Origin of the sequence: Croceicoccus gelatinilyticus (assembly GCF_018398395.1) — a bacterium.
Classification (GTDB): Bacteria; Pseudomonadota; Alphaproteobacteria; order Sphingomonadales; family Sphingomonadaceae; genus Croceicoccus; species Croceicoccus gelatinilyticus.
The window spans coordinates 308,494-323,859 of the sequence record NZ_JAHCBF010000003.1 but is presented as its reverse complement, the minus strand read 5'-3'; the positions used below and the strand labels follow the sequence as shown (position 1 = coordinate 323,859).

14 protein-coding genes and 1 tRNA gene are annotated in these 15,366 nt (G+C 64.2%); 4 read left to right on the top strand and 11 right to left on the bottom strand.

Going from position 1 to position 15,366, the window contains the following annotated elements:
* Positions 1-261: 261 nt before the first annotated feature.
* Positions 262-945 (bottom strand): RlmE family RNA methyltransferase, encoded by a 684-nt coding sequence (locus KIH45_RS09005; RefSeq protein WP_213175661.1) that lies wholly within the window; start codon positions 943-945, stop codon positions 262-264.
* Positions 946-955: 10 nt separating this feature from the next.
* Positions 956-2,191, bottom strand: coding sequence for a Ppx/GppA phosphatase family protein (locus KIH45_RS09000; RefSeq protein ID WP_213175660.1), 1,236 nt, complete (start codon positions 2,189-2,191; stop codon positions 956-958).
* Between the two features lie 191 nt (positions 2,192-2,382).
* Here KIH45_RS09000 and KIH45_RS08995 point away from each other — a divergent pair.
* A tRNA-Gln gene (locus KIH45_RS08995) sits at positions 2,383-2,456 on the top strand.
* A 30-nt stretch (positions 2,457-2,486) separates the two neighbouring features.
* Here KIH45_RS08995 and KIH45_RS08990 read toward each other — a convergent pair.
* The 7 genes from KIH45_RS08990 to KIH45_RS08960 all read right to left on the bottom strand — a co-directional run bounded on the left by KIH45_RS08990 (position 2,487) and on the right by KIH45_RS08960 (position 10,659).
* The gene (locus KIH45_RS08990) at positions 2,487-3,254 is read right to left on the bottom strand and encodes a sigma-70 family RNA polymerase sigma factor (protein ID WP_213175659.1); all 768 of its coding nucleotides are present in this window, start codon (positions 3,252-3,254) and stop codon (positions 2,487-2,489) included.
* Between the two features lie 117 nt (positions 3,255-3,371).
* Positions 3,372-4,580 carry a DUF445 domain-containing protein gene (locus KIH45_RS08985; protein WP_213175749.1) on the bottom strand — a complete coding sequence of 403 codons (1,209 nt, stop codon included), beginning with the start codon at positions 4,578-4,580 and terminating at the stop codon, positions 3,372-3,374.
* Between the two features lie 79 nt (positions 4,581-4,659).
* The gene (locus KIH45_RS08980; protein WP_213175658.1) at positions 4,660-8,106 is read right to left on the bottom strand and encodes an efflux RND transporter permease subunit; all 3,447 of its coding nucleotides are present in this window, start codon (positions 8,104-8,106) and stop codon (positions 4,660-4,662) included.
* 12 nt (positions 8,107-8,118) lie between these two features.
* The gene (locus tag KIH45_RS08975) at positions 8,119-9,327 is read right to left on the bottom strand and encodes an efflux RND transporter periplasmic adaptor subunit (RefSeq protein ID WP_420481929.1); all 1,209 of its coding nucleotides are present in this window, start codon (positions 9,325-9,327) and stop codon (positions 8,119-8,121) included.
* A gap of 216 nt (positions 9,328-9,543) precedes the next feature.
* Positions 9,544-9,801 (bottom strand): GlsB/YeaQ/YmgE family stress response membrane protein, encoded by a 258-nt coding sequence (locus KIH45_RS08970; protein WP_213175656.1) that lies wholly within the window; start codon positions 9,799-9,801, stop codon positions 9,544-9,546.
* A gap of 100 nt (positions 9,802-9,901) precedes the next feature.
* A complete protein-coding gene (gene sciP, locus KIH45_RS08965; RefSeq protein WP_066764440.1) occupies positions 9,902-10,201 on the bottom strand; it encodes a CtrA inhibitor SciP in 300 nt (99 codons plus the stop codon).
* 8 nt (positions 10,202-10,209) lie between these two features.
* On the bottom strand, positions 10,210-10,659 hold the full coding sequence (locus KIH45_RS08960) for a hypothetical protein (RefSeq protein WP_213175655.1): 450 nt from the start codon (positions 10,657-10,659) through the stop codon (positions 10,210-10,212).
* 137 nt (positions 10,660-10,796) lie between these two features.
* Between KIH45_RS08960 and mnmA the strand changes: the two genes are divergently transcribed.
* On the top strand, positions 10,797-11,969 hold the full coding sequence (gene mnmA / locus KIH45_RS08955) for a tRNA 2-thiouridine(34) synthase MnmA (RefSeq protein ID WP_213175654.1): 1,173 nt from the start codon (positions 10,797-10,799) through the stop codon (positions 11,967-11,969).
* On the top strand, positions 11,936-13,000 hold the full coding sequence (locus tag KIH45_RS08950) for a hypothetical protein (RefSeq protein ID WP_213175653.1): 1,065 nt from the start codon (positions 11,936-11,938) through the stop codon (positions 12,998-13,000). Before mnmA ends, KIH45_RS08950 begins: the two co-directional genes overlap by 34 nt.
* On the opposite strand, the gene KIH45_RS08945 is transcribed toward KIH45_RS08950, so the two are convergent.
* Positions 12,988-13,254, bottom strand: coding sequence for a hypothetical protein (locus tag KIH45_RS08945; protein WP_337925439.1), 267 nt, complete (start codon positions 13,252-13,254; stop codon positions 12,988-12,990). The genes KIH45_RS08950 and KIH45_RS08945 overlap by 13 nt on opposite strands.
* Before the next feature lie 164 nt (positions 13,255-13,418).
* Between KIH45_RS08945 and KIH45_RS08940 the strand changes: the two genes are divergently transcribed.
* A complete protein-coding gene (locus tag KIH45_RS08940; protein ID WP_213175652.1) occupies positions 13,419-14,558 on the top strand; it encodes a serine hydrolase domain-containing protein in 1,140 nt (379 codons plus the stop codon).
* Between the two features lie 11 nt (positions 14,559-14,569).
* Here the strand turns inward: KIH45_RS08940 and KIH45_RS08935 are convergent, their stop codons facing one another.
* Positions 14,570-15,364 carry a PhzF family phenazine biosynthesis protein gene (locus KIH45_RS08935; protein WP_213175651.1) on the bottom strand — a complete coding sequence of 265 codons (795 nt, stop codon included), beginning with the start codon at positions 15,362-15,364 and terminating at the stop codon, positions 14,570-14,572.
* Positions 15,365-15,366: the final 2 nt, after the last annotated feature.

The following is a 15,366-nucleotide window of genomic DNA, read 5'->3' as shown; positions in this document are numbered from 1 at the left end:
CTACGGGGTGTTCAGGCAAGCCACTGACGAGATTACCGGCAATCGAGCAGAAACGTCCAATTGAAGTGTTTCGGATTTTGCCAGGGCCGGTGGCGTAGCTGTAGGCGCCAAGCTCAATATTGCCGTGCAGCGAAAGATGTCGCACGTTGAGCGGGGTTTCTGCCTTTAAAAAATTAAGGCGGGAGTTGATAATAACCTTTGCCCCGCGATCAAGCAGTTGCTGCACAACCTCGCTGGCGGGCTTCTCGATTTCAGAATTACTCACGCTATTTCCGTAACAGCTGGTTCGCGGCCCTTGAAGTCCTGCGCGATCACGTACCACTCCGAACTGCCCTTCCGGCTGGCAGGGGGCTTGGCGTGCTTCACCGTGCGGAAGTTCTTTTTGAGGATGTCGAGCAGCGCCTTGTCGGTACCGCCCGCAAAGACCTTCGCCACGAAATCGCCGCCCGGGGCCAGCGTCTGGACCGCGAAGTCGACCGCCGTTTCGACAAGACCCATCGTGCGCAAGTGGTCGGTCTGCTTGTGACCCACGGTGTTCGCCGCCATGTCCGACAGGACCAGATCGGGCGCCTGGCCCAATGCCTCCATCAGTGCATCGGGCGCGGCGTCGTCCATGAAGTCCATCTTGAAGATCGTCACGCCCGGCAGCGGATCGACGTCGAGCAGGTCGATGCCGACGATCTTCGCCTGCGGGCGGCGTTCGGCAACGACCTGGCTCCACCCGCCCGGCGCGATGCCCAGATCGACGACAGCGTTCGCTTTCTTCAGGAGCGCGAACTTCTCATCCAGCTCCTTCAGCTTGTAGGCGGCGCGGCTGCGATAGCCGTCGGCCTTGGCCTGCGCGACGTAAGGATCGTTCAGCTGACGCGCCAGCCAGCGCGCCGACGACGCGGTGCGCTTCTTGTTGCTTTTCAGCTTCTGGCGGTCCTGACCCGATCTGCTCATGGCGCGCCTCTTACAGCGGTTTTTCGCGCTGGGCGAGTGCGCGCGGCTGATCGAGCCTTGCCCCGCCCATCAACGAGCGCAGGATACCCTCGCGAATCCCGCGATCTGCCACGCCAAGGCGGGCGGCGGGCCAGAGGTCGAGGATCGTTTCAAGGATCGCGCAGCCCGCGACAACCAGCTCGGCCCGGTCTCGCCCGATGCAGGGCAGTGCCTGGCGCTCTTCGGGCGAGATGTGCGAAAGCTGCTTGGCAATGTCGCGCATGGCCAGGGCCTCGACGATCAGCCCGTCGACCGCGCGGCGATCGTATTGCGGCAGGCCGAGGTGCAGACTGGCCAGCGTGGTGACAGTGCCGCTGGTGCCCAGAAGGCGCAGACCGTCCTCCCCGCCTTGCGAGCGAAAGGGTTTGAGGCGCATCGAGAAATCGGCAAACGATTTGTGCACCGCGCGGCGCATCTCGCGATAGCGTTCGAGCCGCTGGTTGTCGGTTTCTTCGGCATTGCTGGCGGGGAAACTCTCGGTCAGCGAGACGACGCCCCAGGGCACCGATTGCCAGTCGACGATGCGCGGCACAGCCTTGCCGGTCTCGATCAGCACCAGTTCGGTCGACCCGCCGCCAATGTCGAAGATCATCGCCGGGCCTTCGCCGCGTTCGAGCAGGACATGGCAGCCCAGAACGGCAAGCCGCGCTTCTTCCTGCGCGCTGATCACGTCGAGCACGATGCCGGTTTCGCGGCGGACGCGTTCGATGAAATCGTCGCCGTTCGATGCGCGGCGACACGCCTCGGTCGCGACCGAGCGGGCGAGGTGGACGTTGCGGCGCTTCAGCTTGTCCGAACAGACGTGGAGCGCGGAAAGCGCACGGTCCATCGCCTCGTCCGACAGACGGCCCGTCTGCGCCAGCCCTTCGCCCAGCCGCACGACGCGGCTGAAGGCGTCGATCACGACGAAATTCTCGCCCGAAGGCCGTGCGATGAGAAGGCGGCAGTTGTTGGTGCCAAGGTCGATCGCGGCATAGGCCTGCCGCGATGGGCGGCCCTGCGGCGCGTTACCGTGAGAAGGTTTCACGTTCTGGTGCGGAGCGTTTCCGCGCGCAGGTCTGCCGCGCCTGTTCCGGTTGTTCGACTGCCTGTCCGGCGCGCCCTTGGCAGATGGGGGTCTGCGTGCCCCTTCCGATCCCGGATCGTGCGACCTGTCCGCGGTCTGCCGATCCTCGTCCTGCGATGCCGGCGGGTCCAGATCCGCCATGCTGTATTTCCAAATCCAAAATCAATGAACTGCGCCCTTGGCCAGTGGCCGTGCGCAGCGAACCTGGAACCCATGCTAACGGCGGGTAGTTAATGTGACAAGTTCGCGGCCTAAAACGATGCAAGACTCGCCTTGACGCAGGCGGGAGATGCGAATATTGGGCCCCCCTCGGCGGCCGATTGGCTGCCCGTTGCCCCGTCGTCTAATGGTAAGACTACGGATTCTGATTCCGTCTATCGAGGTTCGAATCCTCGCGGGGCATCCACTTTCCAGACATCGCTGATGACCGGGCTGCTCAGGCGGCGGCACCGTCGATGTGTGCGCGGATGTTGCGCAGGACGCGGCGCGAGATCTGGCGCTGTTTCTCGCGGTCGAGCGGGTGATCGGGGTCGAAACGGGCCTTGTCGCTATCGGCAAAGACGTAGCGGGTGACGATGTCGCGTTCCATCGCAAGGTCGCGGTCGAGCGCGTCGATATCGCCAGGATGGACGGTGCCGGGCATCGTCTGGCGGCTGCGCAACACGGCGCGGGCGCGGTCCTGTTCGGCCCTGTCGCGCATCATCGCCTCGTAACCGTCGAGCATCTCGTCCAGCGAACGCTGCGCGATGCGGGCCGAGGTTTCGGCCTCTACCCGCGCGCTGGCCTCTTCGTCCTCTATCTCGAATCCGGGTCCGCCCTCGCCCTCGTCCATCATCGCGTCGAGCGAGACGGTGCGCGCGCCGACCCGCTTGGCGCTGTCGCGCGAATCGAGGCGGACGCGGTGGCGCAGCGCCTGAAGCTCGCAGCGAAGTTGCCAGTTCACGAACGTGGTGAAGAGCGCGCGGGCCGGATCGTAATCGCAGATCGCGCGATGGACACCGATGGCGCAGGCCTGTTCGGCATCGTCGGCCATGTCGACGAGCCCATAGACCCGCGTGAAATGCCGGATGCGCGGCGCGATCAGGCGCATGATGCGGCCAAAATGCGTGTCGATCTCGCGCAGCACGCGCGGCCCCTGCGGTCCAGAGCGCAAGGCGATGACCGCCCCGACTTCGTGTTCCAGAGCCTGCGTCGTGCGCGACATGTCCCGTTCCCTCCGACAGCGAAAGGCACGAGCCCTTCCGAAGGGAAGAGGGTTAACGGGCCGGTCATCAACGCCGCCCGCAAGCGCGGCTAGGCACTAGCCCTTAGGACGGATGGATCAAGACAGCAGCGCGTCGAGCGTGTGAATGGCCACACCGACGAACCCGCCGACAAGCGTGCCGTTGATTCGGATGAACTGCAGGTCGCGCCCGACCGCGCCTTCGACCCGCTGGGTGATCGTCGTCGCGTCCCAGCGCTTGACGGTTTCGGAGACCAGCCGGACGAGCTGGTCGCCATAGCGGTTGGCGATGCCGACCGCGCTGCGGCGGGCGAAACGGTTGATCTGGACCTGCAGGCGCGGATCGTCGCGCAGCGCCTGCCCCAGTTCGGATATCGCGCCGCCGAGCTGGCCGCCCAGCGCCGCGTCGGGATTGCGGGCCATGTCGATGAGGCCGCGGCGCATTCGTTCCCAAACGCTCTGCCACCAGACGCCGACGGCAGGGCTGGACAACACTTCGTGCTTCATCCCTTCGACCCGGGCGCGCATTTCAGGATCGTGGACCAGATCATGGGCGAGCTTTTCGAGTCCTTCCTCGATCTTTTCGCGCACAGGGTGGTCCGGGTTCACCAGCATCTCGGCCAGCATCCGGTAGAGCCCGTCGAGCACCGAATTGGCGAGGCGTTCGTCCAGACCCGTCCAGCGCAGCAGGGCATTGGCCCGCTCGTGGATCATGGTCCGCACCATCGGCTCGTTCGCCTCAAGCGTCAGGCCCGCCCAGCGGATCGTCGAATCGACCAGCGGCAAGTGCTTTCCGTCAGCGATCGCAGTCGACAGCACGTTGCCGAGCAGCGGCGCGACCTCCAGCCTGTCGAGCTGGTTCTTGAGGCCCGAGCGCACCTGTTCGCCAAGCCTTTCGGGGTCGAGCGATTCGAGCACTTCGGCAAACAGCTCCGCCGCCCCTGCGCGGACCCCCGTTCCGCCATGATCGGGTGCCGCCAGATAATCGCCGATGCCGCGCGCGATGTTCATGCCGGCCATCCGGCGCGCAACGACTTGCGGCGTCAGGAAATTGGCGCGCAGGAAGCCCGCCATGGTGTCGGCGATACGGTCCTTGTTGGTCGGGATGATCGCGGTGTGCGGGATCGGGATGCCGAGCGGGTGGCGGAACAGCGCGGTGACCGCGAACCAGTCCGCCAGCGCGCCGACCATCGCCGCCTCCGAAAAGGCCATGACGTAGCCGACCGCCGGATGCATGCCGAGATAATGTCGCGATACCAGGAACACCGCCGCCATGAGAACGAGCAGCCCGGTCGCGACCCGGCGCATCGTGCGGGCCCGATCGGGCATGGCGCCCGACGCGAGCGCGAGGTCTTCGCTACCGCTCAAACCGGGCGCATCTTCCGCATCATTCGGCAGGCGCGGGCCGATCCCCGCCAACCGCATCGTCGCGCAGTCCGTGCTCGTCACCCGGACGGTAAGTGAGGAACCACTGGCGAAGCTTGGGACCAACGCGCTTTTCGAAGCCGTCCGCCAGCGAGAAGCCAGCCGGCACGATGACGAGCGTCAGGATCGTCGACAGGATCAGGCCGCCGATCACGACCGTACCCATCGGTGCACGGAAAGCGCTGTCACCGCTAAGCGAAAGGGCCGTCGGAACCATACCTGCGGCCATGGCGACCGTCGTCATCACGATCGGCTGCGCACGCTTGTGGCCTGCATCGACAATCGCTTCCTTCTTGTCGACGCCGGCTTCCATTTCCTCGATCGCAAAGTCGATAAGCAGGATCGAGTTCTTGGCGACGATGCCCAGCAACATCAACAAGCCGATGTAGACCGGCATCGAGATGATACCGAGGTTCTTGTCGAATAGGCCCATGAACCAGAGCAGCAAGAGGCCGCCCAAGGGGGCAAGCAGGATAGAAGTCATGTTCACGAGCGGCGAGATGATGCGCTTGTAAAGCAGGACCAGCACCGCGAAGACCAGGAAGATGCCGGTGATGACCGCAGCGATGAAGCTCTGGATCATTTCCTGCTGCCACTCGTCATCGCCGACCGGCGGAGTCGAGACCCCCGTCGGCAGGTTCTGCATCGTGGGCAGCTTGTCGATTTCCGCCATCACGTTGCCCTTGACCTGGCCATCAGCCATGTCCGCACCGATCAGGACGCGGCGCGACAAGTTGAAGCGCTGGATCTGGGTCGGTCCGGCGCCGAAACTGACATCGGCAACACGGCCCAGCGGCACCGAACCACCATTGGCGGTCGGGATCGGCAGGTTCTCGATCGTAGAGATGTCCTGACGCGATTCCTTGGCGAGAATGACGCGGATCGGAATCTGGCGATCGGAAAGCGAGAACTTGGCCGCGTTTTGATCGATCTCACCAATCGTGGCGATGCGGATCGCCTGGCTGAGCGAGGCGGTCGTCACACCAAGCTGCGCGGCAAGGTCAGGCCGCGGCGTGATGATCAGTTCCGGCCGCTGCAGGTCAGCCTCGATCCGCGGTGCGACGATCGAGCTCAGACCGCGCATTTCGTCGACGATCTGGTTGGCCACCGCCTCCAGCTGATCCGAATCCGAACCAGACAGCATGACCGTGATATCGCGGCCCGAACCGAAACCACCCGATTGCGACGCAAAGCTGACACGCGCGTCGGGGATTTCCTGCAGCCAGGGCGTCAGGCGATCTTCGAACTCGATGCTCGTCGTGTCGCGGTCGTCCTTGAGCGCGATGTAAAGATTGCCGCTACCCTCGTAGATCGACATCAGCGCACGCTCGACCTCGGGCTGTTCGTAAAGCTTGTCCGAGATGATGTCGGCAACCGCCACCGTCTGTTCAAGCGTGGTGCCGGGCGTCATTTCGATGCGGATGCGGCTGGTGTCCTGGTCCGTTTCGGGCTGGAACTGCTGCGGCAGGGTGACGAGCAGGATCGCGGTCAGCACCAGCGCGCCGATGCCGCCGACAAAAGCCCAGAAGCGGTGATCGAACAGGCGTGCATAGGCACGGTGACCGAACCCGCGCAGACGCGCCATCGGGCCTGCGCCGCCGCGTGTCATGCGAACGAGCATCGCGATCAGGAAACTGATGCCGAAAAGAGCAGCGCCGGCAATGCCCGCAACAGCCGCGGTCGTGAGAAGCACGCCGCCGACACCTGCCAGCCATGCACCCCACGTGTCGCCAAAATCACCCGTGGCGATTCCGAAAGATGCACCGATCGCAAAGACGAACGCCGCCAGTAGGAAGGCCGGGACGAACATTTCGACAGCCCGCGACGGCTGAGCCTTGCGCGCCTCTGCCTTGCTTTCGTCCAACATGAAGGGAAGGACACGCATGTAAGTGTCCATCATCTTGCCCCCACCATGTTCCGCATGACCCTTCGCACGCAGGAAATAGGCGGCGATCATCGGAGTGATCATGCGCGCCACGGCAAGACTGGTCAGCACGGCGGCAACGACCGTCAGGCCGAAGTTCTTGAAGAACTGCCCCGTGATACCCGGCATAAGGCCGACCGGAAGGAATACGGCCACGATGCACATCGTGGTCGCAACGACAGCTAGGCCGATTTCGTCGGCAGCGTCGATCGACGCCTGATAGGCCGATTTGCCCATGCGCATATGGCGCACGATATTTTCGATCTCCACGATCGCGTCATCGACCAAAACGCCCGCAACAAGGCTGAGCGCCAGGAGCGACAGCATGTTCAGCGAAAACCCCATCAGGTCCATGAAGAAGAACGTCGGGATCGCCGATAGCGGGATCGCGATCGCGCTGATGATCGTCGCGCGCCAGTCGCGAAGGAAGAAGAAGACGACGATGATCGCCAGCAGCGCACCTTCGACAAGGGCCTCGATCGAGCTCTTGTACTGGTCCTTCGTGTAAGTGACCGAGGTGAAGAGCCGGTTGAGGTGAATTCCCGGGTTCTCTTGCTTGATCTTCTCAAGCTCGGCGACTGCGGCGTCATAGACGGAAACTTCCGACGCGCCCTTTGCGCGTTCGAGGCTGAACGTCACGATCTGGCGGCCGCGCAGCTTCGCGACGCGGGTCTGTTCCGAATAGCCGTCAGAAACGGTCGCAACATCCTTCAGGCGGATGATACGCCCGCCCGACAGGTTGATGCGGGTTTCACCAAGCCGATAGGCATCGTCGGCATTGCCAAGCACGCGGACTGACTGGCGCGCACCTGCGATTTCGGCGCGGCCACCAGCAGCATCGAGATTGACCTGCCGCAGCACGGCGTTGACCTGCGACGCGGTAACGCCAAGCGACATCATCTTGGCAGGATCCAGCACGACGCGGATTTCGCGGTCGACGCCGCCATTACGGCTGACCGAGGCCATGCCTTCGATCGCGAGCAGGCGTTTCGCAACCGTATCGTCGACGAACCAGCTCAGCTGCTCCATCGTCATGTCGTCGGCATAGATCGCGAAATAAGCGATCGGGCCGCCCGCGATGTCGACTTTCGAAACCTGCGGTTCAAGAATGCCGTCGGGCAAATCGCTTCGGATCTGATCGATCGTGTTGCGAACCTCGTTCGTCGCCTCGTTCGGGTCGATGCCCAGTTCGAACTGAACGAACGTACTGCTCGACCCCTCGCTCGCGGTCGACTGGATTTCATCGACACCGTTGATCGAACGAACCGCCGCCTCGACCTTTTGGGTGATCTGGGTGTTGATCTCGCTCGGCGCGGCGCCGGGCTGCGAGATGCGCACGTTCACGCCCGGAAAATCGATATCCGGGTTGTTGTTCACGTCCATGCGCGCGAACGAGAACATGCCGGCGAACAAAAGCGCCGTGAACATGACGATCGGGACGATCGGGTTGCGGATCGACCACGCGGACAGGTTGCGGAAGTTCATGGGTCCGGCCCCTTACGACCCGGGCTTGGAAAGGCTAGGCTTCACCTTGTCGCCTTCGAACAGGAAGCCGCCTGCGCGAAGGACCACCTTCTCGTCCCCGGTCAGCCCTTCGACGATGGTGATACCGGAATCGGTAACCAGTCCCGTCTTGATGTTACGACGCTGAACCTTGTCGTCCTTGTCGACGACAAAGACGAACGAGCCCTGGTCGTCGTTCTGGATCGCCGATTCCGGCAACAGCGGTGCATCGACGCCGCCCGTGCCGATCGACGCCGTGGCAAAGCCACCCGGACGCAGAGCGCGGTCATAATCAAGAGCGATGCGCGCCTCGCCCTGCCGGGACCCTTCGTCGATCGTGGGCGAAAGCTGCCAGATCTGGCCAGTGAAAGTCTTGTCCGAACCGACGGGCTTCACTTCCGCCGTCGAACCGACGGAAAGGCGGGAAAGGTCGCTTTCGCCGACAAGCGCGGCCAGTTCCATCTCACCGCCTCGCGCAATCAGGAACAGCGGACCTGAACCGCCACCGACGACCTGAGCCTGTTCGACGTTGCGTTCCAGTACGAAGCCGCCAGCCGGAGCCACGATGTTGAGCCGGGCATTGCGCGCGCGCAGTTCGCCAAGCTGGGCTTCGGCAACGCGCACACGTGCCCTTGCGGCATCGCGGGTCGCGGTCAGCCGGTCGACATCGGCCTTGGAGATAAAGCCGCGGTCTACGAGCTGGAGCGCGCGGTCGAGATTGCTTTGCGCCAGTTGTGCGTCGGCACGCGCCACTTCGACTTGCGCGGCCTGTGCCTGCACCTGCTGGCTCTGGACGGACCGCTCGATCACGGCGAGGACCTGGCCTGCACGAACCCAGTCGCCCTCGTCGACGCGAATGTCGGTTATCTGGCCGCCTTCGCCAACGACGCCGACAGGCATCGGGCGGCGCGCGGCCAGTGTGCCGCTGGCGTTGATTTCGCTGAGTACGGTGTTGCTGCCCGGCACGATCACCGTGACGGCGGGGATCTGCTCACCATCATCGGATGTCAGCGCCGCCTCGTCCGCGCCGCTCATCGCGTAAAACAGGGCGATGATGGCGATCAAGGCCCCGACGATAATCGCCGCGATCACGATCTGCTTGCGACGCCGTTCACGTGCAGGCGCGTCATCGATCGATTCTGCGTAGGGATCGATCACAGCAGGCTCAACCGGGCCGCTATTGGACATGGAATCGTACTTCATAGGCCTGGCCGGACGGCGCTCTCCATCATCGTCGGTTCGCTGTGAACGACGCTGTATTACTCGTATAACTCACCTTGAGCAAGAGTCATGGTCGCCACGCGGCCATACAGGAGGCTGATACACGAGAACCGGCCCGCCGAAACGGCAGGCCGGATTTATTTTCATATGTTACAGTCTAAGGCCCGGGCGCACAACTCGCCCGGACGATAGTATCAGTCAGCGAACGCGTCCGCGCTGCACCATGTTCACGATGCCGAGCAGGATCACTGCACCGACAAGCGCGCTGATGAACCACAGCAGCCAGGTCGCACCGCCGGCAATGCCGAGCAGGCCCAGCACGAACTTGCCGATCACGGCACCGATCACGCCGACGACGATGTTCCAGAAAATGCCCATCGAGGCATCGCGGTTCATGACCATGCTGGCGAGCCAGCCGGCGATACCGCCCACGATAATTGCGAGAATCCAATCCAAAGCGTCCTCCTCTTCTCCGAATGAGAGGAAAACGCCTTCGATCAGAACCGGTTCCTGCGGTGGATTGGTTAACGCGTTTCGCGACCCAAGTACCGTTGCGTCAGTACTTCATCTGCCGTTCGTAGAGGTCGCGATAGTGCTGGATCCGCGTGACGCGCAGGCCCTTCATGCCGGACCGTTCGACAGCACGCTGCCAGGACGCGAATTCCTCGAGAGTCAGGTCGTAACGCTTGCACGCGTCATCGATGGTCAGCAGTCCGCCATTCACGGCCGCGACCACTTCCGCCTTGCGGCGAACGACCCAGCGCTTGGTCGACGCGGGCGGCAAGTCGTCCAGCGTCAGAGGCTCGCCAAGCGGGCCGATTACCATCGCAGGTTTGATGTCCTGGTTCTCGATCATCTACGTCCTCAAACGTTCCCTTCAGACGACGGCGAGGCCTTGGGGGAGACCTCGAAGTCGAAGCCATCGCTGGCCACGTGTTCCGCCGTTTGTGACGGATTCTTACAATCGGAAGACTTAGGATTGCGTAAACGCGATGGCGCGCCCGCTACCTGTTGTGAAAGCGCGGCCAGATCCTCGGGCAGGAACCGCCGCTCCGGCGTGTCGCCGGGCACGCCTGCCCCCGCGGCAAGCGCGAACAGCATCTCTGCCGCATGGGGATCGAAGCTGCCTTCGGTGATGAGTGTCGCAAGCCCGCGGCGGTCGAGGCCGTCCTCCAGAGAGGCGCGCAAATCGCGTTCCGCTTGCAGTCTGGAGAGCAGGGCATGCCAGTCGATCCGCCGGGTCGTCCCGCGGTTATCTTCCGTTGCCCCGTCCATTGGCAGATTGGGAAGATTCTCGAACATGTCGGTGACCATGCACCCGGCTTGGTCAAGAAAGCCTAAACGCGGGCTTCATAAGTCATTAGGGATAATGCTTAATCTTTCCAGCCAGCTCCCCCACCCTCGACCACGCCTTTTGCCCCGTGCCGGAAACGTGTAGGGGCAGCCGCGACATGACCGGACAGACCGTGACCAATCCCCCCGCCGCCCCTTCGGCGACCGACCTTGCCGGGCTTTTCCAGCTCGAGCAGCCGCTTTCCGCGCGCCGGATCGTGGTCGCCATGTCGGGCGGGGTGGACAGTTCAGTCGTCGCGGCACTCGCGGCGAAAAGCGGGGCCGAAGTCATCGGCGTCACGCTCCAGCTTTACGATCACGGCGAGGCAGTGAAGCGCAAGGGTGCCTGCTGTGCCGGTGACGACATCCGCGATGCGCGTGAAGTGGCCGACCGGCTGGGCATCGCGCATTATGTCTTCGACCATGAAAGCCAGTTCCGCGAAGACGTGATCGACCGCTTTGCCGACGAATACATGGCCGGGCGCACCCCGATCCCGTGCATCCGCTGCAACATGGGCGTTAAGTTCACCGACCTGTTCCGCATGGCGCGCGAACTGGGCGCAGATTGCCTTGCCACCGGCCACTACGTTCAGCGCGTCATGGGCGAAAACGGCCCCGAACTGCACCGCGCCGCCGATCCGGCGCGCGACCAGTCGTACTTCCTCTATGGCACGACCAACGAGCAGCTCGATTTCCTGCGCTTTCCGCTGGGCGGCCTGCCCAAGCCGCAAGTGCGCGAAATCGCAGCCGAGCTTGGCCTTGGTGTCGCGGCAAAGCCCGACAGCCAGGACATCTGCTTCGTGCCCGAGGGCGACTATGCCTCGCTGGTCAAGAAGCTGCGTCCCGAGGCGGGCACTAGCGGCCCCATCGTCCATGCCCAGACGGGTGAGGAACTGGGCACGCACAAGGGCATCATCCAATACACCGTCGGCCAGCGCCGCGGGCTGGAGATCGGCGGACAGGCCGAACCGCTCTACGTCACCGACATCGATGCGGAGCGTCAGGCCGTGATAGTCGGGCCCAAGCGACTTTTGGCCGTGACCGCAATGGAAGTGGTCGAGACCAACCGCATCGGGCCGATGCCGGACACGCAACTCGCTGTAAAAGTTCGGTCTCTTGCGAAGCCGGTGCCTTGCCGGATAGAAGGCGACCTTGGCGGTAACGCCACTGTCCGCGTGGTTTTCGATAATCCCGAATACGGTGTCGCCCCCGGACAGGCCGCGGTTTTCTACGCGGGGGAAAGGGTCGTCGGCGGCGGATGGATCGAGGATACCGAAAAGGTCTCAGGCTAGAGGCCGACCGGAAAAGCAGGAGCACCTGGCTCGGCCTGCTGATCGCATCGTGGGTGGTGATCGCCCTGCTGGCATGGCTGGACCCGTTCCAGATCGGGCACCGGCGGTATGAACAGCCCACATTGCCGGCGAATATCCACCTCCAGGCACCCGAGCGCAGCGGATCACTTCCCAATGACGTGACGCTGGAGCCGGACGGTTTCGGCGATCTCTTCGCATTCGGCACGATCGAGGATGCGCCCACGCTCTACGGCACGACAGCCCAGTTGGAGAGTGCGGGTACGGGTCGCTGGGACGGACCGTGGAGCCTGACCGAAGCATGGTCCCGCGAGGCTCGAGGCGAGAAGCTGATCGGCAAGGTCGGCGATGCCGTGCGCGTTATCGCCTTCGCAGACCCCGGCAGACCGGAAGAACACCTGGTCACGGTCGACATCGCAAGTTCGGAGCTGGGGCGGAGGGGACCGGAGCAGACGAAGCTAGTCCTGTCCCGCGGATGCCTGCGCCTAGGCAGCGTGAAGGGGCCGGTTGTCCTGCTGGGACCGCGGGCAAACGGGATCTACGTCGATAGCGTGGGCTGGCTGGTCGTCGGGCGTTTTGGACTGCAGCAGCTACGCGTCGGCGAAGTGGGGGAGATCTGGATCGATCCGCCGGTCGAGGACGAAGCCGCGCTCAAGGCCCTGCGCCTCCAGTGCGGCGGGAATAGCGATGTCGTTCAGGTCAGCGGGGTTGGCCGGACGCCGGTCTGCGACCTGACTGCAGAACAGGCCGCCGCCAACCGCGCGGCGCTGACCGAGCAGCAGCGGCTGGTCCGCGACCGCATGGCCGAAGCATTGGAAGAGCAGGTTGCCGCCTGCACGAAGCAAGGCCGCACCCGCCTCGCCTGCGAACGGTCGATCCCGCCGATGCCGCCTCCGCCCCTGCCCTATGGCGCGCCCGACGGGCCTGTCTATCAGGGACTTGGTCCCGGAGAGCGTTGCATCCCGCAGGAAGACCTGCCGTCCGGAGCGTGGAAGCCGGATCAGTCCTCGTAAGCTTCCAGCACACAGCCCCAGCCTTCGCGATACGTCGCGGTCGTGCTGGCGATCAGCGGCACGCTGGCGGTGACCGAGCGGTCGACGTCATCCTCTGACAGCGAGACCATGCCCATCCCGTCGAGGAAGTCCTTTTCGCAGTCCCCCAGCTCGCGACCGCCGACATAGCGGCACGAACAGGCAACCCGCGCGCCGTACGCCGTCCCCGCTTCGGCCTGCGCGGTCAACGGCGTCCAGCCCCAGGCCAGAACCACGGCGACGACTGCCGCGATCAGCAGCGCCGCTCTCCCCCCCTTGCGAGCGGGTTGGCGCGTGGCGTGTTTGCGGGCCGGCGTTTTTGCGGATTGAGGTGATTTGCTTGGGGGCATCCGGACTGGCGACTTGCTTTGAACGGGGGACTTGGTCGATCACGCGCGCAATGAAGACGCGTTACCTGCTTCCTATCCTTGCCGCCGCGTGCCTGCCAGTGCTTTGCGCCTGCGATGCGACGGACGGTGCCCAGCCGCTGCCTCCGCCAAGCGCGGAATCGATGGCCTCGCTGGCCGATGGCGAGACCGGCGCATCGCGCGAAGGGCTGGCCCGCGCCATCGACGGGGTGTTTGCAGACCACGTCGGCGAAACTCGTGCGCTGCTGGTCCTTCATGATGGCAAGATCGTCGCCGAACGCTATGCCGACGGCTATACGCCCGAGACGCGCCATGTTGGCTGGTCGATGACCAAGACCGTCACCGGCGTCGTGATCGGAATGCTGATCGCGGACGGTTCGCTGGCCCTCGACAAGCCTGCGCCAGTTCCGCGCTGGCAGCGGGTAGGCGATCCGCGCGGCGAGATCACGGTGCGGCAACTGCTCCAGATGCGCAGCGGATTGCGGCACGTCGAAACGGGCGAGCCTGCCTATGACGCCGATACGCCGCAGATGCTCCTGCTCGAAGGGCGCGACGACATGGCGCACTTTGCCGAGACGCAGCCGCTGAGCGCCGCGCCAGGCGAGGAATTCGTCTATTCCACGGCCAGCAGCGTCATCCTTGCCGATATCGCCACGCGCGCGCTGACCGATTCGGACCGGCCCACCACGCGCCGCGCCGCGATGGACGGATACTTGCACGAACGCCTGTTCGAGCCGCTTGCGATGGAAAGCGCGGTTGCCGAATTCGACGCGCATGGCACGCTTGTCGGCGGCAGCATGATCCACGCGACCGCGCGCGACTGGGCGAAGTTCGGCGAGATGCTGCGAAACGGCGGCGCATCGCCCAGCGGCGTTCGCATCGTGCCGCAAGGCTGGGTCCGCTTCATGCGCACGTCCAGCCCCGCCGACCCCGCCTATGGCGCGCATTTGTGGCTGAACAAGCCGAGGCCCGAGGGGCGCGAGCGTGTGCTTTTCCCGGGCAGCGCGCCCGAAAGCACGTTCGCCATGCTCGGCTTTGGCGGACAGTACACGCTGGTCTCGCCGTCGCAGAAACTGACGATCGTGCGGCTGGGCAATTCGAATAGCGAGGAACAGGACCTGCTGCGCGAGGCGATGGCGAACCTCGTCTCGCGCTTTCCGTCCGGTCAGTAGCGGCCAAAAATTCAGTAGCGAAACGTTCCTTCGAGCAGCGTGACGCAGGGCCCGCCAAGCCACGCGGTCTCGCCGTCCAGCCGGCAGGTCAGCAGCCCGCCGCGCTGAGACGCCTGAAACGCGGTGAACTGCGCCCTGCCCAGCCGCTGCGCCCAGAACGGGGTCAGAACCGCATGGGCAGAACCTGTCACGCTATCCTCGTTCACACCTGCGCCGGGCACGAAGACGCGGCTGACAACGTCAGTCTCGCGCCCCGGAGCGGTGCAGATGAACTGGTCGTCGCCCATCGCGCCAAGCGCGGAGAAATCGGGTCGCAAGCTGCGGACCGTGTCCTCGCTGTCGAACAGAAAAACGTTGTAGCCGTCACCCGACCGCGAAATCGCCTCGGGCGCAGCGCCAAGTGCGGCAACGGCGGCAGGAAACTCGCCCGGCTGCGTCGGGATCGCGGGTAGCGCGACTTCATAAGCATCGCCATGCCGCTTCACCGTCAGCACCCCTGCCCGCCGCGTCAGGAAGCGAACCTCGTCTGTTCCGTCGCGCCCCAGCATCGCGTGGCCCGAAGCCAGCGTGGCATGGCCGCAAAGCCGGATTTCGCATTCAGGTGTGAACCAGCGCAGTTCGTAATCCGCTTCCGGCCCCGCGTAAGGGACAAGAAAAGCGGTCTCGGCGAAATTGTTCTCGTTCCCGATCCGCGCCATCGTCGCATCGTCGGGAAAGCCGTCGGCGTAAAGCATGACCGCCGCCTGATTCCCCGCGAAGGGCTCGGGCGCGAAAGCGTCGATGTGCCAGAACGGAATTTCGGGCATCG

Bases quoted from the DNA above. Each gene is read 5' to 3' on its own strand.
- KIH45_RS09005 (WP_213175661.1), bottom strand. From the start codon at position 945: ATGAGCAGATCGGGTCAGGACCGCCAGAAGCTGAAAAGCAACAAGAAG.
- KIH45_RS09000 (WP_213175660.1), bottom strand. From the start codon at position 2,191: ATGGCGGATCTGGACCCGCCGGCATCGCAGGACGAGGATCGGCAGACC.
- KIH45_RS08990 (WP_213175659.1), bottom strand. From the start codon at position 3,254: ATGTCGCGCACGACGCAGGCTCTGGAACACGAAGTCGGGGCGGTCATC.
- KIH45_RS08985 (WP_213175749.1), bottom strand. From the start codon at position 4,580: ATGCGCCGGGTCGCGACCGGGCTGCTCGTTCTCATGGCGGCGGTGTTC.
- KIH45_RS08980 (WP_213175658.1), bottom strand. From the start codon at position 8,106: ATGAACTTCCGCAACCTGTCCGCGTGGTCGATCCGCAACCCGATCGTC.
- KIH45_RS08975 (WP_420481929.1), bottom strand. From the start codon at position 9,327: ATGAAGTACGATTCCATGTCCAATAGCGGCCCGGTTGAGCCTGCTGTG.
- sciP (WP_066764440.1), bottom strand. From the start codon at position 10,201: ATGATCGAGAACCAGGACATCAAACCTGCGATGGTAATCGGCCCGCTT.
- KIH45_RS08960 (WP_213175655.1), bottom strand. From the start codon at position 10,659: ATGGTCACCGACATGTTCGAGAATCTTCCCAATCTGCCAATGGACGGG.
- mnmA (WP_213175654.1), top strand. From the start codon at position 10,797: ATGACCGGACAGACCGTGACCAATCCCCCCGCCGCCCCTTCGGCGACC.
- KIH45_RS08950 (WP_213175653.1), top strand. From the start codon at position 11,936: ATGGATCGAGGATACCGAAAAGGTCTCAGGCTAGAGGCCGACCGGAAA.
- KIH45_RS08940 (WP_213175652.1), top strand. From the start codon at position 13,419: ATGAAGACGCGTTACCTGCTTCCTATCCTTGCCGCCGCGTGCCTGCCA.
- KIH45_RS08935 (WP_213175651.1), bottom strand. From the start codon at position 15,364: ATGCCCGAAATTCCGTTCTGGCACATCGACGCTTTCGCGCCCGAGCCC.